We start from the raw sequence: 19,881 nt of genomic DNA, 5'->3' as shown, positions 1-19,881 counted from the left end.
GCCGAAGACGTCGCCCTGGCGCCCGGATCGTCACACCCACACGTGCACCCACCACGCGTCCGGACGGGACGCCGCCCCGGGGGTCAGCCGGCCGGGTAGCCGGTGGGGACGGTCGCCACGCCCTTCGACGGCATGAGCACCCACAGCACCGGGTAGATCAGCACCTGGCTGCCGGGGATCACGACGAGGGTCGCGATGAAGACGGCGCGCATCACCCAGGGGTCCAGCCCGAAGCGCTCGGCGAGGCCGGCGCAGACCCCGCCGAGGAGACGGCGGTCCTGGGGGCGGGACAGTCCCTGGCGGGCGAAGCCGGTGTGGATGGCGTTCACGGTGGTGCTCCTTCGTCGTGGCGTTCCGCACCGTACGGTGCCGATGTCTCAACCGTGCCGCCACCGGGTCACCCCGACATCGGGGACGAACCCTGAACGATCCCCGAGTCGACCCTGGCTCCCTACCCCCGGGCCGTCGGGGGCTGGCCGTAGTCGGCGAACCTCGCCACGACGCGTTCGATCTCGTCGGCCGGGAGTGCCGCGGGTTCCGCGACGGCGGCCGCGCGCAGGTAGACGTCGCACAACCACTCCAGCTGCCGCGCCCGGTCGTAGGCACCCCGCAGGTCCCCGCCCGTCGTGAGGGTCCCGTGGTGCTTCAGGATCACCGCGCTCCGACCCTCCAGGGACCGGGAGGCGTTGTCGCGCAATTCTTCCGTACCGAACGTGGCGTACGGGGCGACGAGGACGGAACCGCCGAACATCGCGATCTGGTAGTGCACGGGCGGGAGTTCGTCGCGCAGCAACGACAGCGCCGTCGCGGCCGGGGAGTGGGTGTGCACGACCGCTCCGGCCCCGTGCTCGCGGTAGGCCACGAGGTGCAGCGGGAGTTCCGAGGTGGGTCTGAGCGAACCCGCCACGACCTCCCCGGCGAGGTCCACCACCACGACGTCGGACGACGTCATCGTCCCGTAGTCCGTTCCGCTCGGGGTGACGGCGACGAACTCCCCCGCCCGCACCGACACGTTCCCCGACGTGCCCACCACGAGACCGTCGGAGACCATCCGCCGGGCGAACTCCACGACCTCTCCCCGTTCACGCTCCAGCACGTCAGGCCCGCCCCGCCCGGCGGAACTCCTCGACCTGGGCGAGGTCGACGATCCCGGCGTCGGAGCCGAGCCCGGTGGCGACGAGGCTGCCGCAGGCCAGGCCGCGGTCGGCGGCGGCGATCAGGTCGAGCCCCTCCAGCAACCCGGAGATGAAACCCGATGTGAACGCGTCCCCGCAGCCGGTCGTGTCCACGACGTCGACGTCGAACGCGGGGACGACGGTCTCCGCCTCACCGTTGCGGGCGACGCTGACGCCGTCGCCGCCGAGGGTGAGGACCGTGCAGCCGACCCCCTTGCCGTGCAACCAGGTGATGATCTCGGCGCGGTCCTCGGTGCCGACGAGCCACCCCGCCTCCTCGATGTTCGGCATGAGGTAGTCGACGTGGGGCAGGACGGGTTCGAGGAGTTCGACGGCGTCGGGGCGCGGGCTCATGAGGAAGTCCACGGTGGTGGTCAACCCCAGTTCCTTCGCGCGCTGAAGGATCCGCCCGGCGGGTTCGCCGTCGATGCCCGGCAGGACGAACAACCCGCCGAGGTGGAAGACCTCCGCCTGCGCGACGACGTCCCAGGGGACGTCCTCCTCCCGCAGCCCCGCGTTCGCGCCGATGACGTGCAGCGCCGGCCGGGAACCGTCGGCGCGGATCGGCAGCAGGCTCGCCGAGGTCTGCCGGTCGGGGTCGGTGAGCAGGTGGTCGACGTTCACGCCGTAGCCGGTCATGGTGGTGCGGACGAAGTCACCGATGGTGTCCGCACCGACCCGGCCGACGCTGGCCACGTCGACGCCGAGCTTCGCGAGGTTCACCGCCGGTGCGGCCGCGGTCCCGGCGACGGTGAACCGGATCTGCTCCAGCGGGGCGAGCTGCTGTCCCGGCGGGACGGCCGTGAACGGCCACCCCAGCGCGTCGGCGATGTGCGCTCCGAAGGAGACGACCTGCGGCATCGAACGTCCTCTCGTCGGGACGGTCGACGACGATCCGCCCTCGTGATCTTCCGCGCCAGTCTCGGAGGATCCCCTCCCGCCCGCAAGGCTCAGGAGGGGGTGGTGACGAGGACGGCGGAGTGGTCGTCGCCCCAGGAGGCGGTGAGGGTCTCACCGGCGGGCACGTCGCCGCCGAGCACGCGCTGCACGACGAGGTCACCTGGGGCGGTCGTGATCGTCGTGACCGTGCCGACCGTCGCGACCTGGACCGACGTGATCGTCGGGGCGTCCGACGCCGATCCGCTGCCCCGGGCGGTGGCGAACTCGGGGCCGGGTTCGAACCGCCCGTCGACGGCGACCTGGATGTCCGCCTCGGTGCCCCCGGTGACGATCGCGCGGTGCAGGACGTCGGCGTAGACGGGATCGCCGACGGCGTCGTAGACCCAGCGCGGTCCGAGGACGGAGTGGTCCATCGTCGTGACCAGGAACTCCTCGGCCCCCTCGAGCGGAGCCGCGCGGTAGGTCAGCGGCGCCTGCAGCACCGGGCCCTCCCCGACCCGCACCAGCATCGTCTCGACCCCGACCTCACCGGCGGGGTCGTCGAAGCGGAAGCGGCCGACCTGCAGCAGTTCCGCGCCGGCCGCGACCCCGCTCCACGGCTGCCGCGGCAGCCAGTCGGACAACGCCTCGAGCTTGGTGGGGGTGAGCTGCGCCTGGTGGATGACGGCCATGCGCCGAAGCTACTGCGGCGGCTGCCCGTAGACGTGCCCGACGGGCAGCCGGACGACACGTCGCCGGTCGGCGACCATCGCGCGGCGGTAGTCGTCCCAGTCCGGGTGCTCGCCCGCGAGCGCCCGGTAGAGGTCGACGAGCTCCTCGACGGCCTCGTCGTCCTCGCGCTCGGCGACGGCGGAGAGGGTGACGTCGCCCTCGACGACGACCCAGCTCCAGAAGTCGGGGGAGGTGACGTGCAGGCTGGCGCGCGGGTCGCGTTCGAGGTTCTTGGACTTGGCGCGGCCGGCGGTGACGGAGATGCGGATCAGTCCGGTGGCGCGGTCGACGTGGTGGCTGACGTTGGACAGCTGCGGTCGCCCGTCGCGCTTCAGCGTCACGAGGACGCTGTTGCGGGTGGAGGCGAGGAGGTCGAGCAGGTCGTTCTGCGGGTCCGTCATGGGGGAGGAAGTCCGGAGCGGGCGCCGTTCTTCCCGTGGTCCGGTGGAGCGACCCTCAGAGCCGCGGTTCCCGCACGGAGAGTCCGGCGAGGAAGGTCGCGACGAGTTCGCGGACGCCGGTGGTGAAGTCGATGCGGAAGACGGCGAGTTCGGGGTTCTCCCGGTAGGCCTGCAGCATCCCCTCCGACGGGCGGCACATCGACCACAGCCCGGCGATGGTCACCAGGACGACACCGGTGACGGCCATGGCGCGGGGGCCGTCGTCCGGCCCGACGAGCCGGGCGAGGCGGCGCGCGAGGTGCAGCGACGCCCGCTTGTGGGTGGCGGCGACCTCGGCGGAGACGTTGTGCTCGAGGATCGCGGTCGAGGCGGAGACGAGTTCGCAGAACCGGGGCCGGGCGGCGGCGGTCTCGGCGATGGCGAGGGCCAGGACCTCGGGGTCCTGGTCGCCGTCGAGGCGCTGCTCGAGGGCGTCCAGCCACTCCGCGTGGGCGCGGTCGAGGAGTTCCAGCAGCACGGCCTCGCGGGACTCGAAGTAGCGCAGCAGGTTCGACTTGGCCAGGCCGACGCGGCGGGCGAGTTCGTTGAGGCCGAGGTCGGCGACCCGCACCTCGTCGAGGTACTCCCCCGCGGTCGCGAGGATCGCTGCGCGGCGCGCGGCGCGCTGGTCGTCGGTGCGCGCACGGACGAAGGACTGCTGGGACATGACTTCCTTAGAGACCGTCGGTCTGTTACCTTTCCAACAGACCACCGGTCTGATGGTCCCACGAATCCCCAGGAGTCACCGTGTACGCAGTCCCCGACCAGTCCGGGCGCCGCATCGTCGTCACCGGCGCCAACAGCGGCACCGGCAAGGAGGCCGCGAAGCGCCTCGCCGGCGCGGGGGCCTCCGTCGTCCTCGCCGTCCGCACCCTCGCCAAGGGCGAGGCCGCCGCCCGGGAGATCGCCGAGGCGGTGCCCGGCGCGGACCTCACCGTCCGACGCCTGGACCTGGCCGACCTCACGAGCGTCCGCGAGTTCGCCGACGGGATCCACGCCGACGGCCGCCTCGACACCCTCGTCAACAACGCCGGCGTGATGATCCCGCCGCAGCGCATCCTCACCGCCGACGGTTTCGAGCTGCAGTTCGGGACGAACTTCCTCGGGCCGTTCGCCCTGACCGTGCACCTGCTGCCACTGCTGCTGGAAGGCCCCGCGCCGCGGGTCGCGACCATGTCGAGCGCGGCCGCCGGTTTCGGGCGGCTGCACGTCCGCGACCTCAACTGGGCCGCGCGCTACCGCCCGGCACTGGCCTACGCGCAGTCGAAGCTCGCGGACACGCTCCTGGGTCTGCGACTGGCCGAACTGTCGAGGGAGAACGGCTGGGGTCTGCTCAGCACGATCGCCCACCCCGGCTACACCCGCACGAACCTGCAGACCGCCGGCCGCAACCTCGGACGCACCGTGGACCTCCCGCCCGTGCGGCACACCGTGATCCCCTCGCAGGAACCGTGGCAGGGCGCCGAACCGCTGCTGTTCGCCGCCGCGGACCCGGCGGCCGAGCAGGGTGGCTTCTACGGGCCCTCCCGCCTCGGGCTGGTGGGCCCGAGCAAGCAGGTGGCGATCCCGCGCAGCGCCAGGGGGCAGGACCTGCCGAGGGTCGCGTGGGCGATCGGGGAGTCCCTCACCGGAGTCCGGGTGGGGCCGGGCGCAACGGTCCCCGTGTGAGGGAGGCCGGGAACGACGAAGGCCCCGGTCTCTCGACCGGGGCCTTCGCCATCTGTGCGCGAGGGGGGAGTTGAACCCCCACGCCCTTTCGGGCACACGGACCTGAACCGTGCGCGTCTGCCTATTCCGCCACTCGCGCAGACATCTAAACCGTACCAGCCCCCGGACGGTCCGGAGGACACGGGCGGGACGGCCCATCACGACAGCTCCACCGGCGTGCACCGCGTCCACACCGGCAGGAGGGGGCGTCCCGGCTACCATGCCGAGGGCTGGACCATCGGTGACGATCTTGGGAGGAGGCTCGACGTGGGAGTCCTGGACCGCTTCGAACGTGGCGTGGAACGCGCCGTCAACGGCGTCTTCGCGCGGGCCTTCCGCAGCGAGGTGCAGCCCGTCGAGGTCGCGAGCGCCCTGCGCCGTGAGCTGGACGACCGGGCGGCTGTGCTGTCCCGCGGGCGCACGCTCGTCCCGAACAGCTTCATCGTCGAGCTCGGCCCCGCTGACCACGAGAAGATCGCCTCCTGGCAGGACACCCTCGCCGACGAGCTCGTCGCGGCGGTGACCCAGCACGCCGAGAAGCAGCGCTACTCCTTCGTGGGCCCGGTCCGCGTGGACTTCCACGAGGCCGACGACCTGGAGACGGGCGTCTTCCGCGTCCTGTCCTCCACCGTCAAGGGCCGGGTCGCCCCGTCCACCCCGAAGACCGCCGACGCGGGCCGGCCGCGGCTCGAGGTCGACGGGCGCGGCTACGTGCTGGCGGAGTCGGTGACGGTCATCGGCCGCGGTTCCGACGCGGACGTCGTCGTCGACGACCCGGGCGTCTCACGCCGCCACGCCGAGATCCGCGTCGTGGGCCAGGGTGCCCGGCTGTCCGACCTCAGCTCGACCAACGGCACCTTCGTCGACGGCGAACGGGTCTCCTCGATGGACCTCTTCGACGGCACGACGATCACCGTGGGGCGCACCAAGCTGGTGTTCCACTCCGCGCGCCGGGACGAGGGCTGGACGTGACCCCGGTCGCGGCGGGGGGAACGGCTCCGTGAGCGAACTGACCCTCACCGTCCTGCGACTGGGGCTGTTGATCGTCATCTGGCTCTTCGTCCTCGCGATCGTCAGCGTCCTGCGCGCCGACCTGCTGGGCACGCGGGTCACCACCCGCCGGACGGAGCGGGCGAGGGCGAAGCCGCCGCGCGAGGCCGCCCAGCCCCCGGAACCGGTGCGTCCCAAGCGGGCGACCCTCGTGGTCACCGAGGGTTCGCTGCGCGGGACGACGCTCAGCCTCGGCCAGGCCGCCGTCCTCATCGGCCGCGGCGCCGACTGCACGCTCGTCCTCGACGACGAGTACGCCTCGACCAAGCACGTGCGGATCACCGCGAACCCTGCCGGTGACGGCTGGGTCGTGGAGGACCTGCAGTCCACGAACGGAACCGTCCTCGGTCGCGAGAAGCTGACCACCCCCGCCCCCTTCGAGCCCGGCACGCCGTTGCGCATCGGCAAGACCGTGCTCGAACTCCGGAGGTAGCCCGTGGCCATCGCGCTGAACTACGCCGCGCGCTCCGACGTCGGACTCGGACGCAGCAACAACCAGGACTCCGGCTACGCCGGGCCGCACCTGCTCGTGATCGCCGACGGCATGGGCGGTCACGCCGGCGGTGACGTCGCGAGCTCGCTCGCCGTCGGGGAGCTCTCCGTCCTCGACGGGGAGTCGCACGGCAGCGACGACGCCGCCCAGCACCTGCACACCGCCCTCGACGCCGCCAACGGGCAGTTGCGCCGCCGGGTCGAGGACGAACCCGACCTGTCCGGGATGGGCACCACGGTCACCGCGATCCTGCGGGCGGGCAGCCGACTCGTCCTCGCCCACATCGGCGACTCGCGCGGCTACCTGCTGCGCGAGGGTCAGCTCACGCAGCTGACGAAGGACCACAGCTACGTGCAGAGCCTCATCGACGAGGGCCGGATCAGCCCCGAGGAGGCCGAACGCCACCCGCAACGTTCGGTGATCATGCGCGTCCTCACCGGTCGCGACGACGACGAGGCCGACGTCTCGGTCCGCGAGGCGAAGCCGGGCGACCGCTACCTGCTCTGCAGCGACGGGCTGTCCGGCGTCGTCAGCCACGAGACCCTCACCGAGACGCTCGCCGCGGGGATGGACCCCGACGCGACGTGCCAGCGCCTCGTGGAACTGGCGCTGCGCGGTGGGGGTCCGGACAACATCTCCTGCATCGTCGCCGACGTCGTCGAACTCGGGGGTGGGCCACCGCCCTCCACCACCCCGCAGGTCGTGGGCGCCGCCGCGTTCCACCGTCCCCGCCGCTCCTCCGCCGCCGGGACCCCGGCGGCCCGCGCCGCCGCCCTACGCGCGCGGCAGGAGGACTCCGGCGACGACTCGGAGGACGACGATCAGCCGCCCCTGACCGAGCGCGAACGCCGACGGCGTCGCCGACGCTGGATCGCCGGGCCCGTGCTGCTGGTCCTGCTGCTCGTCGCCGGCGGTTTCGGCGGCTGGCGGTGGAGCCAGCAGCAGTACTTCGTCGGGGTCGACGGGAAGACCGTCGCGGTCTACCAGGGCCTCACCCAGGACATCGGCCCGTTGTCCACGTCGCACGTGCTGGAGTCGACCGACATCTCCGTCTCCGACCTGCCCACCTACTGGTCGACCCGCGTCGAGGCGAGGATCTCGGCGCGCGACCTCGCCGGGGCCCACGACACGGTGCAGAACCTCGAGGACCTCGCCGCCGCCTGCCGCGCGGCCACCACGCCCACGCCCACGACGGCACCCGCGAGCGTGCCGACGACCGCACCCACGACCGCACCCACGAGTTCTCCCAGCGCGACCCCGAGCGCGAGCCCCACGCAGACGTTGACCCCCGAGGACTGCGGAGGTGCCGGCTGATGGCGACCGTGCTGCCCGTCTACCCCACCACCCGCCGCAACGTGGAACTGCTGCTCGTGCTGCTCGCCGTCGTCATCGCCGGCGGCGCCTGGGCCGTCGTCGGGTTGACCATCGACGGGGCGCTACCCCCGAACTTCTTCGCCTACGCCGGCGGTCTGGGGGGTCTCGCGGTCCTGCTGCACCTGGTCCTGCGCTGGCGCGCGAAGCACGCCGACCCGCTGCTGCTGCCCGTCGCGACCCTGCTCAACGGCATCGGGCTGGTGATGATCCACCGCCTCGACGAGGCGCTGGACACCTCCTCGGCGTCCCGGCAGTTCCTCTGGTCGGCGCTGGGGATCATCGCCGCCGGCGTCGTGCTGGTGTTCGTGCGCGACCACCGCATCCTGCGCCGCTACACCTGGACGGCGGCCGTCGCCGGTCTCGTCCTCCTGCTGCTGCCGATGGTCCCCGGCCTGGGCCGCACCGTGAACGGCGCCCGGATCTGGATCGGTCTCGCCGGGTTCACCTTCCAGCCCGGGGAACTCGCGAAGATCTGCCTGGCGATCTTCTTCGCCGGCTACCTCGTCGTGCACCGGGACGCGTTGAGCCTCACCGGTCGCAAGGTGCTGTTCCTGCAGCTGCCGCGCGCCCGCGACCTCGGCCCGATCCTGCTGGCGTGGGTCGCGAGCATCGGCATCCTCGTGCTGCAGCGCGACCTCGGGACGTCCCTGCTGTTCTTCGGGTTGTTCGTCGCGGTGCTCTACGTCTCGACCGAGCGGGTCAGCTGGATCGTGCTCGGGCTGCTGATGTTCTCCGCCGCCGCGGTGTTCGCGGCGCGGACGATGGGCCACGTCGAGGCCCGCGTCGACATCTGGCTGCACCCCTTCACCGCCGAGAACCGCACCGGTTCCAGCTTCCAGCTCGTGCAGGGGTTGTACGGCATGGCCAACGGCGGGCTGCTCGGCACCGGCCTCGGTGAGGGCCGTCCGCAGACCGTCCCGTACGCCAACTCCGACTTCATCTACTCCTCCCTCGGGGAGGAGCTCGGCCTCGTCGGGCTGTTCGCCGTCCTGATCCTCTACGTGGTGCTCGTCGAGCGGGGCATGCGCACCGCGATCGGCGTCCGCGACGGGTTCGGGAAGCTGCTCGCCGCCGGTCTGGCGTTCTCGGTGACCCTGCAGGTGTTCGTCGTCGTCGGCGGCGTCACCCGCGTCATCCCGCTGACCGGTCTGACGATGCCGTTCCTCGCCGCCGGCGGGTCCTCGCTGGTGTCGAACTGGATCGTCGTAGCCCTGCTGCTGCGGGTCTCCGACCTGGCCCGTCGTCCCGCCGCGGAGGTCCGCAACGGCCCCGACGGCGACACGGGTGCGACCCAGGCGGTGAGGATCCCGTGAACCGGCCTCTGCGACGGTTGTCCCTCGTCGTCGCCTTCCTGTTCTTCGCGCTGTTCGCCTCGACGACGTGGATCCAGTTCCTGCGCGCCGACCAGCTCAACGCGATGCCGGGCAACTCGCGGCAGCTCTACGCGGAGTTCGGCCGGGAACGCGGCGCGATCCTCGTCGACGGCGGGGCCGCGATCGCGTCCAGCGTGAAGTCCGACGACCAGTACGACCGGCTGCGCACCTACGCCGCGGGCCAGTTGTACGCGCCCGTGACGGGGTACTACTCGCTGCGCTACGGCACCTCGGGCATCGAGCGGGCCGAGAACGACGTCCTCGCCGGGTCCGCCGACGAGCTGTTCTACCGCAACCTCTCCAGCCTGCTCACGGGCGAACAGCCCAAGGGTGCCTCCGTCACGCTGACGCTGCGGCCCAAGGTCCAGCAGGCCGCGTGGGACGCCCTCGACGGGCGCAAGGGGGCCGTCGTTGCGCTGGACCCGGACACCGGCGACATCCTCGCGATGGTCTCCAGCCCCAGCTACGACCCGAACACCCTGGCCACCCACGACGGGGACGCCGAGGCGCAGTCCTGGAAGTCGCTGAACGCCGACGAGGACGACCCGCTCATCAACCGGGCCACCGGCTCGCTCTACCCGCCGGGGTCGACGTTCAAGCTCGTGACCGCCGCCGCGGCGCTGGAGAGCGGCGACTACACCGCCGACACCCAGCTCGACGGACCGCAGGAACTCGCACTGCCGCAGACCAGCAACACCCTGAAGAACGACGAGGGCACCGCCTGCGGCCCGGGCGACAAGGTGTCACTGGCCGACGCCCTCAAGATCTCCTGCAACACCGCGTTCGGTTCGCTCGGCCTCAAGCTCGGCGCCGACACCATCGAGTCGCAGGCGGCGAAGTTCGGGTTCGGGCAGTCGCTGTCCATCCCGACCTCCGTCGCGACCAGCCGCTACCCCACGGGCGACGCCGTCGCCGGGCCGCTGCTGGCCTACTCCGCGATCGGCCAGGGCAGCGACGTCGCGACGCCGTTGCAGGTCGCGATGCTCTCGGCCGGCATCGCCAACGACGGGGTCGTCATGAAGCCCAACCTCATCGCCAACGTGCGCGACTCCGACTCTGCCGACGTCATCGAGGAACCCGCGCCGGAAGAACTCGGCCGCGCCGTCAGTTCCGGCACGGCGAAGACGTTGCAGCAGATGATGGAGCTCGTCGTCTCCTCCGGCACCGGCACCCGGGCCCAGATCGACGGGGCCACGGTCGGGGGGAAGACGGGGACCGCGCAGCACGGTGCGGGCCTGCCGCCCTACGCCTGGTTCACCTCCTTCGCGGAGAAGGGCGGCAAGAAGGTCGCCGTCGCCGTCGTGATCGAGGACGGCGGGTCGACCGAGAGCGCCTACGGTGGACGGTTGTCCGCGCCGGTGGCCAAGACGGTCATGGAAGCGGCGCTCGATGGGTGAGACGGACGCTCGCCGGGCAGGATCAACAGGAGCAGACGCGGGACGGGGAGAGCTGTGACGGACACGACGACTGGCCAGGGGGTGCCGGCACCGCGCGTGCTCGGCGGCCGGTACGAGGTCGGCTCACTGCTCGGCCGCGGCGGGATGGCCGAGGTCCACGTCGCCCGCGACACCCGCCTCGGACGGATGGTCGCGGTGAAGCTGCTGCGCTCCGACCTGGCCCGGGACCCCTCGTTCCAGGCGCGGTTCCGTCGGGAGGCGCAGGCCGCGGCCGGGCTGAACCACCCCTCGATCGTCGCCGTCTACGACACCGGCGCCGACACGACGGTGGAACCCGGTGGCGGGCGGGTCGAGCTCCCGTGGATCGTCATGGAGTACGTCGAGGGCCGCACGCTGCGCGACATGCTGCGCACCGACCACCCGCTCGCCATCGAGGAGTGCCTCTCGATCACCGAGGGCATCCTGAACGGGCTGGAGTACTCCCACCGGATGGGGATCGTCCACCGCGACATCAAGCCCGCCAACGTGATGATCACGCCCGCGGGCGAGATCAAGGTGATGGACTTCGGCATCGCGCGGGCCGTCAGCGACTCCTCGGCGACGTTGACGCAGACCTCCGCCGTGATGGGCACCGCCCAGTACCTCTCCCCGGAGCAGGCGCGCGGGGAGCAGGTCGACTCCCGCAGCGACCTCTACTCCACCGGCTGCCTGCTCTACGAGATCCTCACCGGCCGCCCGCCCTTCACCGGCGACGCGCCGGTCGCCGTCGCGTACCAGCACGTCTCCGAGCAGCCGCGGCCGCCGTCGGCGCTGGCCCCGCAGATCCCGCCGGCCGTCGACCACGTCGTCCTCATGGCGTTGTCGAAGGACCGCGAGCACCGCTACCAGTCGGCCGCCGACTTCGCCGACGACCTGCGCCGGGCCGTCGAGGGTCGTCCGCTGCGCGGGGCGAGCTTCGCCACCCAGACGTTCGCGGCCGCTCCCCCGACCGCCGCGACCACCGTGACCCCACCCGTGGCGGTTCCGGTGAGCCCGCCGACGGGTGCGTTGCCGCGCGTCAGCGACGGCGACCCGCCCTACGAGGAGGAACCCACCCGCAGGCGCTGGCCGTGGGTGCTGCTCATCGTCGCGCTCGTGCTGGGCATCGGCGGGGTCGGTACCGCGCTGCTGAACAACAACGACGACGGCAGCGGCGGTGGGGAGCAGACGTCCTCCGCGCCGGCCACGGTGGAGGTCCCGGACCTGGCGAACTCCTCGCAGGCCGACGCCGAGCAACAGCTCACCGCGCTGGGACTGACCTCGACGGTGACCCAGCAGGCCGACGACACCGTCGCCGACGGGAACGTCATCAGCACGAACCCGGAACCGGGGGCGCAGGTGACGGTCGGTTCGAAGGTGACCGTCCTCGTCTCGAGCGGGTCCAACTCCGCCGTCGTCCCCGACGTGTCCGGGAAGACGCAGGAGGAGGCCCGCGCGGCCCTCACCGCGGTCGGCCTCAGCGTCGGCGACGTCACCACCGGGGACAGCCCGACCGTGGACAAGGGCGAGGTCATCTCGACCGACCCCGCCGCCCAGGCGTCCGTCCCCAAGGGCAGCGCCGTCGCGCTGACCATCGCCAGCGGCAAGGTGACGGTGCCGGACGTGACCGGGAAGCCGCTCGCCGACGCCGTGAAGCAGTTGCGCGACCTGGGTCTCAGCACGAACTCCACGGAGACGACGGTCCCGACCGACGCCGACCCCGGCACGGTCGTGACCCAGGACGTGTCGCCGGACTCCAGCGTCGACGTCCGGACCCTGGTGAACCTGACGGTCGCGCCGGACCGGACCGCCACGGAGTCGCCGACGTCGTCGCCGACCGACTCCCCCACCGCCAGCGCGTCACCGTCGAGCAGTCCGACGTCCTCGGGTTCGCAGACGGGTGCGGTCGGCACCCCCACGGGGGACGGGAACGGCCAGTGACCCGGATCCTGCACCTGTCCGACACCCACCTGATGGCGGCCGGGGCCCTGCACCAGGGGCTCGTCGACACCACGGCGGCGCTCGGGCACGTGCTGGAGTCGTTGCACGGCACCGGTCCCCTCGACGCCGTCGTCGTCTCCGGGGACGTCTCCGACGACGGGTCGCCGGCCTCCTACGAGACGGCCCGCAACCTCGTCGGTCGGTTCGCGTCCGACCACGGCGCCGTCGCGGTCTTCGCGATGGGCAACCACGACCTGCCCGGTCCGTTCACCGCCGTCCTGGGGCCGACGCGCGCCGTGCACGTCGTCGACGGTCTGCGGATCGTCGTCCTCGACTCCTCGGTACCGCAGCGGGGGTACGGCGAGCTCTCCGCGGAGCAGCTGTCCTGGTTGGGCGCCGAGCTGTCGACGCCCGCCGCACGCGGTTCCGTCGTCGTCGTGCACCACTCCCCGCTGCCGGCGCCGACGGTCCTGCACGAGGCCCTGCGGCTGCAGGACCCCGCGGGGCTGCTGGCCGTGCTCGAGGGCTCCGACGTCCGGGCGGTGCTGTCCGGGCACTACCACCACCCCTTCGCGGCGACCTACCCCTCGGGGCTGGCCGCGTTCGTCGCGCCCGGCGTCGCGAACCGCACCGACGTCCTGGTCGCCGCCGGGCGGGAACGGGCCGTGCGCGGCAGCGGAGCCCTGCTCGTCGAGCTCGACGACGACGGCGTCCGCGCGACCGTCCTGACGGTGACCACGCCCGGGGACGGTCAGGAACTCTTCGTGCTCGACGAGGCGACCGTGACCCGGATCGCCGTGGAGGCGGGCGTCCCCGCCTGACCCCCGATCCCCGTGATCTCGCGGGGATTCCCTGCACGATCACGGGTGGTGGGAGAGGGCGGGTGGCCCAGGGTGCTCCGCTAGCGTGCGGGCGTGCCGGACACCACGCCCCCTCCTCGCGCCCTGGCCCACGGCATCGCGGGCGGGCTGGTCCTGATGGCCGTCTTCACCGCCTGGTGGGCCAGTGACTCGCTCTACGCCGGCCACCGGCCCGCAGCGGTCGCGTTCACCGCGCTGGGTGCGGCGGCGGCGGTGGTGTTCCTGGTGCAGGCCGTCCGGCTGGTCCGGGCCGGGCGCTCGATGCCCCGGGACCTCGACGCCGTCGACCAGGAGCACCGGCGTCGCAGCGGCCGCACCTTCGGGATCGTTTTCGCCGCCGAGGGGTTGCTGATCGGTGTCGCCGCGGGGGTGCTGAACGGCACCGGGCACGCGGAGTACGTGCTCCCGGTCATCGCGCTGATCGTCGGGCTGCACTTCTACCCGATGGCGTGGGTGTTCCAGCGCCGACTGGACCTGTGGCTGGCGACGTGGGTGACCCTCGTCGGCGTCGCGGGCGTCCTCGCGCTGAGCGCGGCCTCGCGCGACCAGGTGTGGGCCTGGGTGGGTGTCGCCACGGCGCTGGCGACCGCGAGCTACGGGACGTACATGGTCCGCTACGGGAACCGGTTGCTGCGCAGCGTTTGAGGGACCCCTCGCCCGGTCGGCGGGGTCTCCACGGGTCCGCGCTGGCAGGGTGGGGCCGTGTCACGCCCCGACCTCACCGGACTGCAGCCGGTCTACCGCGTCCACCTGGGGCGAGCGCTGCGATGGGTCGTCACCGGGGCCGTCGCCCTGATCGCAGCGAGCACGGTCCACCGGTTGCTGAACCACCCCGACGGCTGGGACGTCGGGCTCGCGGTGGGACAGGTGGTCGTCTTCGGCTCACTGCTCCTCCAGCAGTGGCGCCGACCGGACGCCGTGTTCGTCCTCGAGGACGGGCTGGTGTGGCAGCAGTCCTTCCGGCGCCGGACGGCGGTCCCGTGGCACGACGTCCGTGAGGTCCGGCCGGGCAGCCGTCGGAAGGGCTACAGCTCCGCCGTCCTCGCGAACGGCCAGAGGCTCCCACTGGTCGCGATGCCCCTCCCCGACGCACGACGCCTGGCGGACGCCCTGACCGCCTCCCGCTGACCGGGTCGTCGGCGGCGAGGGGCCGCCGGAACCGTTGCACGCGTCCGCGGTGGGGAGCGGCGACCACTCGGCGGGTGCCACGATCGCGGGGTGAGCGCCGAGACGCAGGAGTTCTGGGACGAGCAGGCCGCGGACTTCGACGACGAGGCCGACCACGGTCTGCGGGACCCGGCGGTCCGGGCGGCGTGGGCGGAACTCCTACTGCCGTTGCTGCCTCCCGCCCCGTCCCGCGTCGCCGACCTCGGCTGCGGCACCGGGAGCCTGTCGGTCCTGGTCGCCGGCGCCGGCCACGACGTCCTCGGGGTGGACCTGTCCCCCGCGATGGTCGCGCTGGCCCGCGCGAAGGCAGCCGCGGCCGGCCTCGCGGTGGGTTTCGCCGTCGGGGACGCCGCCCGTCCTCCGCTCGCGCCCGGCTCGCTCGACGTCGTCGTGGCCCGCCACGTGCTGTGGGCCTTCGACGACCCGGCCGCCGCCCTGGCGAGGTGGGTGGACCTGCTCGCGTCCGGCGGTCGGCTGCTGCTGGTCGAGGGCCGCTGGTCGACGGGGGCGGGGATCTCCGCCGAGGACTGCCGACGACTCGTCCTCGGAGTGCGCGAACAGGCCGACGTGCGGTCCCTGTCCGACGCGGCGCTCTGGGGGAAGGAGATCACCGACGACCGGTACCTGGTGAGCAGCTCGCGCTGACGGAGTCAGCGACGCCATCGCGGTGTCCACAGGCCGGTGTCGTCCCCACCCTGGGGATCGGTCTGTGGACGGGGACGGGGGTCGGTGCGGGGGTCGCTCAGGCTGGTCGGCATGTCGATCTCGCACCCCACCGACCTCCCGCCCGTGGTGACTCCCGCGGACCTCACCGACCGCTGGCGCCTCATCGCCGCGGACCTCCTGCCGAGCTCGGAGACCGCCACGGACCTGTGGGTCCAGGTCCTCGACGCGGACGGGCGGCAGCGGCCCCCGTTCGTCGTCGTCGAGGAGGTCCCGGTCCTCCCGGACCGGTCCTTCGCCGACAACCTCGCCGGGGTGCTGACGCACCTGCTGGAGGAGGAGACCGCCGGGATCGGGACGGTCGCCTTCGCCGTCGTCCGCGACGCCCCCGCCGGCGTGCACGCCGCCGACCTGTCCTGGTCGGCCGAGCTGACGGCGGCCGCCGCACGCGAAGGAGTGCGCGTGCTGGGGGTCCACCTCCTGGTGGGTGATGAGCTCACCCGGATCTCGTGAGCTCAGGCGGGTTGGGGCACCGGCGCGCCACGACGTGGCGGCCGGCGGACGGCCTCCTCCAGGGTGATCGCGCTGATCGCGTCGCAGAGTTCCGGCAGCGACTCGAGCACCTGCTCGGCCACCTCCAGCGGAACGGCCTGCGGCGACAGGATCGTCACGGTCACCTTGCCCTTGGCGCTGGGTCCCTGGGACACGAAGCACCCGGGAACGCGCTCGGAGATCCCCGAGATGAACCCGTTGAGGTCGCGGGTGCCGATCGGACGGATCGTCTCGATGGCCAGAACTGTCTTCATCGTGCTCCTCGGCGCCTCGTGCGGGTGGCCGCGACCCGCCGCCGGTCGGCAGGTCACCTGACACCCATCGGCACGCGTCACCCTCGGCCACACGTCGCGGGCCCAGATCACACCAGATGGCCCACGCCATCACCCTCCCGGACAGGCGACCACGCTCAGCGACGTGCGGGCGCGACCTCGGCCAGCAGCGCCAGCAACGACCGGTCGCTCCCGCGCGGGGCGAGCAGGCAGAGCCCGACGGGGAGCTCACCCACGCGACCCCACGGCAGTCCGAGGGCGGGGACACCGGTCTGGGAGGCCAGTGTGGAAAGTTGCAGCGTGCCGGCGCGGGCGGCCTCGAACTCCGCGGGCGTCGCGTCGAGCGCCGGGGCGGGGGTGGCCGTGCTGGGCAGGCCGAGGAACCCTCCGGCCAGCACCGCGTCCAGCCTCGCCCGGGTCCCCTCGACGACCTGCCGGGCGGCACGCACCTGCTCCGTGCTCACGTCGGCGCCGGCGCGGAACCGGGACTCGACCGGGGGCGAGAGCGCGCCGGGGTTGGCGGAGATGAAGGCGCCGTCGTTCGCCCACGCCTCGGCGGCCTGCACGGTGCGGAAGGCCGCCGTCCACGCCGACACCTCCGCCGGGGTGAAGTCGTCGGCGAGGTCCACGACGGGCAGACCGGTCTGGACGGCGAGCGCCGTGAGCGCCGCCTCCACGGCGAGGCGGGTGGGTTCGTCGGCGAGGCCCAGCAGGGTCGCGCTGCGCAGCAGCGCCTGCGGGCGCTGCACGGCGGCCGAGGGCAGCAGCACGTCGGCGGCGTCGGTGAGCAGGGCGGCGTCCCGGGCGAGCAGGCCGACGGTGTCGAAGGACTGCGCGAGCGGCAGGACGCCGCTGATGTCGACGAGTCCGTGGGTGGGCCGCCAGGCGTAGAGGGCGCTGAAGGAGGCGGGCACGCGCAGGGAGCCGGCGGTGTCGGTGCCGAGCCCGAGTCCCGCGGCGCCGGCGGCCACGGCGGCCGCGGAGCCGGAGGAGGACCCGCCGGGGACCCGGCCGGGGGCGGCGACGTTGCGGGGGGTGCCGTAGTGGGCGTTGGTGCCCATGAGCGAGAACGCGAGCTCGTCGGTGTGGGCGATGCCGGCGACGACGGCGCCGGCGTCGAGGAGGCGCTGCAGGGCGGGGGCGTTGGCGTCCTCGACGGGAGCGAGGTCGAGCCAGCGCGGCACGCCCCCACCGATCCGCTGCCCGGCGACGGCGACGAGGTCCTTCACCGCGATCCGCACCCCGGCGAGGGGTCCGCTGCCGCTGCCGCGGACGAGGGGTTCGCCGTCGCCACCGGTGCGCCAGCGGGCCGGGTCGTCCTCGGGGTGGACGGGTGGGGTCGTGGGGGCGCCGGAGACGTGGGCGGCGGCCACCTGCCACCCCTGCTCGCCGAGGTGCCAGAGCTGGGTCTGCAGGCCGCGGCCGCCGTCGAGGCGGTCGGTCTCGGAGACGGTGAGGGCGTCGGTGGGCGAGCTCCAGCGGACGTGGACCCGGCGCAGCCAGCGGCGGGGCGCACCGCCGCGGCGGGCGCGGAACGCCGAGATGGCGGCGTGCCCGACGACGGCGACCCCGCCCTCGGCGCGCAGGGTGGGGTCGCCGGGGGCGAAGAGCCGGTCGAGTTCCTCGAGGTCGTCCTCGCGCAGGGCCTTCTCGTAGGCCGCCGCGGCTGCGAGCAGCCCCGCCTCGTCGAACTCGCTCACGCGTCCTCCGTCGCTCGGTACCTGCCGGAACTGTCCCACGGGGCGGCGGGCAGGATCGGTGGGGTGGACACCATCACCGCCCAGGACGTGCACGACGCCGCGACCCGCATCACCGGCCGGATCCGCCGGACCCCCGTCCTGGGGATCGGCCCCGGACGGTGGCTGAAGCTGGAGCAGCTGCAGCACACCGGGTCCTTCAAGGCGCGGGGGGCGTTCAACCGGCAACTCGCGGCCCGCGAGCGGGGTGAGCTGGACCCCTCGCGGGGGATCGTCGCCGCCTCGGGCGGCAACGCCGGCCTGGCCCACGCCTACGCGGCGGCGCAGCTCGGGGTCCCGGCGACGGTGTTCGTGCCGGAGACGGCACCGGCGGTGAAGGTGGCGCGGTTGGGTGCGCTCGGCGCGGACGTGCGGCTGGTGGGCAGCGAGTACGCCGTGGCCTACGAGGCGGCGGTCGGGTTCGCGGAGGCGAAGGGGGCGGTGTTCTGCCACGCCTACGACCAGCCGGAGATCGCGGCCGGCGCGGGGACGCTGGCGCTGGAACTGCTCGAGGACGTGCCGGACGTCGACACCGTCGTGGTGGCCGTCGGGGGTGGCGGGTTGTTCGCCGGGGTCGCCGCCGCGCTGGAGGGCCGGGTGCGGGTGGTGGCCGTCGAACCGGTCGGCGCCCCGACGTTGCACCGGGCGCTGGCGGCGGGTGAGCCGGTGGACGTCGCGGTGTCCGGGGTCGCCGCCGACTCCCTCGGCGCGCGCAGCGTCGGCGCCATCGCGTTCGACCTGGCGCAGCGGAGCGACCCGGTGAGCCTGCTCGTGGACGACGCGTCGATCACCGCCGCCCGCTCGGACCTGTGGTCGCGGTTCCGGGTCGTCGCCGAGCACGGGGCGGCCGCGGCGTGGGCCGGGGTGAGCGCCTACGGACCCGCCGAGGGCGAGCGGGTGGCGGTCGTGGTGTGCGGGGCGAACACCGACCCCTCGACCCTCTGAGCCTCGCCCCGCGCCACGGTCACTCGCAGGCGACGCCGTCGTGGTCGCGGTCGAGACCCGACCGGTAGCCGGGCTGACCGGAGTAGAGCGGGGCCGCCCCGTGCGCCCGGACGTCGGCGCAGTTCGCGTAGTAGACGGCCGCGGGTGGCGTGCTCGGCGGCGGGGTGGGTGGTGGCGTGCTCGGCGGCGGGGTCGTGACCACCGGCACGGCGGGACCGGTCACGCGCGCGCCGGTCGAGGGGGACCACTCGACGTACCCGTGCTGGAAGTCCACCCGGCGCCCGCCGGCGATGCCGTACTCGTCGCTCGTCGGGTACCCGAGGAACCCGTTCTCGTACCCCGTCGACCCGTAGGCGCGGAGCAGGTCCCCGCAGAGCGCGTGCGCGCCCGAGGACGGCGACCAGTAGGCGACCCCGCCCTGGAACTGCTGGTAGACCCCGCCGTCACGGGACGGGAGTTCCTGCGACGTCGGGTAGCCCAGGCAGCCGTTCTCGTAGCCGAGGGTTCCGTAGAGGTCGCGAAAGGAACCCGACACGGTGTGCGCACCGGACGTGGGCGAGAAGTAGGCCACGCCGCCCTGGAACACCTGGAAGACCCCGCCGTCGCGGACCGGGACCTCCTGGCTCGTGGGGAAACCGAGGAACCCGCTCTCGTAGCCCAGGCTGCCGTACAACGCCAGGAACGCACCCGACACCGAGTGCGCGGCGCTCGCGGGAGACCAGTAGAGGGTCCCGCCCTGGTAGTTCTGGAACACGCCGCCACCACGCGTCCCCACCTCACCGGAGACCGGGTAGTGCAGGGGACCGTTCTCGAAACCCGTCGAGGCCCACAGGTCGCGGAAGGAACCCGAGACGTCCCACGCTCCCGAGGCCTGGCTGTAGTAGATGGCGCCACGCTGGAAGGTGGAGAACCTGCCCCGGCCGTCGGCCGTCGGGAGTTCGCACCCGGTCACGGCCCCGAGGGCACCGGGTGTGCCGCCGAGCGCGGCGTAGCGGTCCGCGACGGGACCCGTCAGGCAGTCCGCCGCCGAGGCCGGAGCCACTCCCTGGACGAGCGAACCCGTCAGCGCCAGCAACCCCATCGTCGCCGCCAGTACCTCGCGCACGC

At 73.2% G+C, this 19,881-nt stretch carries 22 protein-coding genes and 1 tRNA gene; 13 read left to right on the top strand and 10 right to left on the bottom strand.

The window, feature by feature from the left end; all coding sequences use genetic code 11:
- Positions 1-83 precede the first annotated feature (83 nt).
- The 6 genes from OG218_RS14225 to OG218_RS14200 form a co-directional block, all read right to left on the bottom strand.
- Positions 84-329 (bottom strand): PspC domain-containing protein, encoded by a 246-nt coding sequence (locus tag OG218_RS14225; protein WP_328293880.1) that lies wholly within the window; start codon positions 327-329, stop codon positions 84-86.
- Positions 330-451: 122 nt separating this feature from the next.
- Entirely contained in the window at positions 452-1,096 is a 645-nt protein-coding gene (locus tag OG218_RS14220) for a class II aldolase/adducin family protein (protein WP_328293879.1), read from the bottom strand.
- A gap of 1 nt (position 1,097) precedes the next feature.
- Positions 1,098-2,036 (bottom strand): carbohydrate kinase family protein, encoded by a 939-nt coding sequence (locus OG218_RS14215; RefSeq protein WP_328293878.1) that lies wholly within the window; start codon positions 2,034-2,036, stop codon positions 1,098-1,100.
- Positions 2,037-2,125: 89 nt separating this feature from the next.
- Entirely contained in the window at positions 2,126-2,746 is a 621-nt protein-coding gene (locus OG218_RS14210; RefSeq protein WP_328293877.1) for a CG0192-related protein, read from the bottom strand.
- Between the two features lie 9 nt (positions 2,747-2,755).
- Complete coding sequence (locus OG218_RS14205) at positions 2,756-3,187, bottom strand: PPOX class F420-dependent oxidoreductase (protein WP_328293876.1); 432 nt, start codon at positions 3,185-3,187, stop codon at positions 2,756-2,758.
- A gap of 55 nt (positions 3,188-3,242) precedes the next feature.
- Complete coding sequence (locus tag OG218_RS14200) at positions 3,243-3,893, bottom strand: TetR/AcrR family transcriptional regulator (RefSeq protein ID WP_328293875.1); 651 nt, start codon at positions 3,891-3,893, stop codon at positions 3,243-3,245.
- Positions 3,894-3,973: 80 nt separating this feature from the next.
- On the opposite strand from OG218_RS14200, the gene OG218_RS14195 reads away from it, so the two are divergent.
- Positions 3,974-4,894 (top strand): SDR family oxidoreductase, encoded by a 921-nt coding sequence (locus OG218_RS14195; RefSeq protein WP_328293874.1) that lies wholly within the window; start codon positions 3,974-3,976, stop codon positions 4,892-4,894.
- Between the two features lie 55 nt (positions 4,895-4,949).
- Here the strand turns inward: OG218_RS14195 and OG218_RS14190 are convergent.
- Positions 4,950-5,033 (bottom strand) — tRNA-Leu (locus OG218_RS14190).
- Between the two features lie 167 nt (positions 5,034-5,200).
- Between OG218_RS14190 and OG218_RS14185 the strand changes: the two genes are divergently transcribed.
- The 11 genes from OG218_RS14185 to OG218_RS14135 all read left to right on the top strand — a co-directional run bounded on the left by OG218_RS14185 (position 5,201) and on the right by OG218_RS14135 (position 15,782).
- Entirely contained in the window at positions 5,201-5,905 is a 705-nt protein-coding gene (locus OG218_RS14185; RefSeq protein WP_328293873.1) for a DUF3662 and FHA domain-containing protein, read from the top strand.
- 28 nt (positions 5,906-5,933) lie between these two features.
- Positions 5,934-6,416, top strand: coding sequence for an FHA domain-containing protein FhaB/FipA (locus OG218_RS14180; protein ID WP_328293872.1), 483 nt, complete (start codon positions 5,934-5,936; stop codon positions 6,414-6,416).
- A gap of 3 nt (positions 6,417-6,419) precedes the next feature.
- On the top strand, positions 6,420-7,790 hold the full coding sequence (locus OG218_RS14175; RefSeq protein WP_328293871.1) for a PP2C family protein-serine/threonine phosphatase: 1,371 nt from the start codon (positions 6,420-6,422) through the stop codon (positions 7,788-7,790).
- Positions 7,790-9,163, top strand: a complete 1,374-nt coding sequence (locus OG218_RS14170; protein WP_328293870.1) for an FtsW/RodA/SpoVE family cell cycle protein — start codon at positions 7,790-7,792, stop codon at positions 9,161-9,163. The genes OG218_RS14175 and OG218_RS14170 overlap by 1 nt, the downstream gene beginning before the upstream one ends.
- Positions 9,160-10,620 (top strand): peptidoglycan D,D-transpeptidase FtsI family protein, encoded by a 1,461-nt coding sequence (locus tag OG218_RS14165; RefSeq protein WP_328293869.1) that lies wholly within the window; start codon positions 9,160-9,162, stop codon positions 10,618-10,620. Before OG218_RS14170 ends, OG218_RS14165 begins: the two co-directional genes overlap by 4 nt.
- An 81-nt stretch (positions 10,621-10,701) precedes the next feature.
- Positions 10,702-12,579 (top strand): Stk1 family PASTA domain-containing Ser/Thr kinase, encoded by a 1,878-nt coding sequence (pknB, locus tag OG218_RS14160; protein ID WP_328293868.1) that lies wholly within the window; start codon positions 10,702-10,704, stop codon positions 12,577-12,579.
- Complete coding sequence (locus tag OG218_RS14155) at positions 12,576-13,400, top strand: metallophosphoesterase family protein (protein WP_328293867.1); 825 nt, start codon at positions 12,576-12,578, stop codon at positions 13,398-13,400. Before pknB ends, OG218_RS14155 begins: the two co-directional genes overlap by 4 nt.
- A 93-nt stretch (positions 13,401-13,493) precedes the next feature.
- Positions 13,494-14,084: a hypothetical protein gene (locus OG218_RS14150; RefSeq protein ID WP_328293866.1), complete on the top strand. Its 591-nt coding sequence runs from the start codon at positions 13,494-13,496 to the stop codon at positions 14,082-14,084.
- A 57-nt stretch (positions 14,085-14,141) separates the two neighbouring features.
- Positions 14,142-14,567 (top strand): hypothetical protein, encoded by a 426-nt coding sequence (locus OG218_RS14145; protein WP_328293865.1) that lies wholly within the window; start codon positions 14,142-14,144, stop codon positions 14,565-14,567.
- Between the two features lie 90 nt (positions 14,568-14,657).
- Positions 14,658-15,251, top strand: a complete 594-nt coding sequence (locus tag OG218_RS14140; protein WP_328293864.1) for a class I SAM-dependent methyltransferase — start codon at positions 14,658-14,660, stop codon at positions 15,249-15,251.
- A 111-nt stretch (positions 15,252-15,362) separates the two neighbouring features.
- Entirely contained in the window at positions 15,363-15,782 is a 420-nt protein-coding gene (locus tag OG218_RS14135) for a hypothetical protein (protein WP_328293863.1), read from the top strand.
- Between the two features lie 2 nt (positions 15,783-15,784).
- Here the strand turns inward: OG218_RS14135 and OG218_RS14130 are convergent, their stop codons facing one another.
- On the bottom strand, positions 15,785-16,075 hold the full coding sequence (locus OG218_RS14130) for a hypothetical protein (RefSeq protein WP_328293862.1): 291 nt from the start codon (positions 16,073-16,075) through the stop codon (positions 15,785-15,787).
- A gap of 155 nt (positions 16,076-16,230) precedes the next feature.
- The gene (locus OG218_RS14125) at positions 16,231-17,793 is read right to left on the bottom strand and encodes an AtzH-like domain-containing protein (protein ID WP_328293861.1); all 1,563 of its coding nucleotides are present in this window, start codon (positions 17,791-17,793) and stop codon (positions 16,231-16,233) included.
- Between the two features lie 63 nt (positions 17,794-17,856).
- Between OG218_RS14125 and OG218_RS14120 the strand changes: the two genes are divergently transcribed.
- The gene (locus OG218_RS14120) at positions 17,857-18,774 is read left to right on the top strand and encodes a threonine/serine dehydratase (RefSeq protein ID WP_328293860.1); all 918 of its coding nucleotides are present in this window, start codon (positions 17,857-17,859) and stop codon (positions 18,772-18,774) included.
- A gap of 19 nt (positions 18,775-18,793) precedes the next feature.
- Here OG218_RS14120 and OG218_RS14115 read toward each other — a convergent pair whose 3' ends face one another.
- Positions 18,794-19,879, bottom strand: a complete 1,086-nt coding sequence (locus OG218_RS14115) for an excalibur calcium-binding domain-containing protein (RefSeq protein ID WP_328293859.1) — start codon at positions 19,877-19,879, stop codon at positions 18,794-18,796.
- Positions 19,880-19,881: the final 2 nt, after the last annotated feature.

The sequence above is a fragment of the Kineococcus sp. NBC_00420 genome (assembly GCF_036021035.1).
Taxonomy (GTDB): Bacteria; Actinomycetota; Actinomycetes; order Actinomycetales; family Kineococcaceae; genus Kineococcus.
The sequence above is the reverse complement of the archived record's forward strand: the minus strand, read 5'-3'. Positions and strand labels throughout refer to the sequence as shown.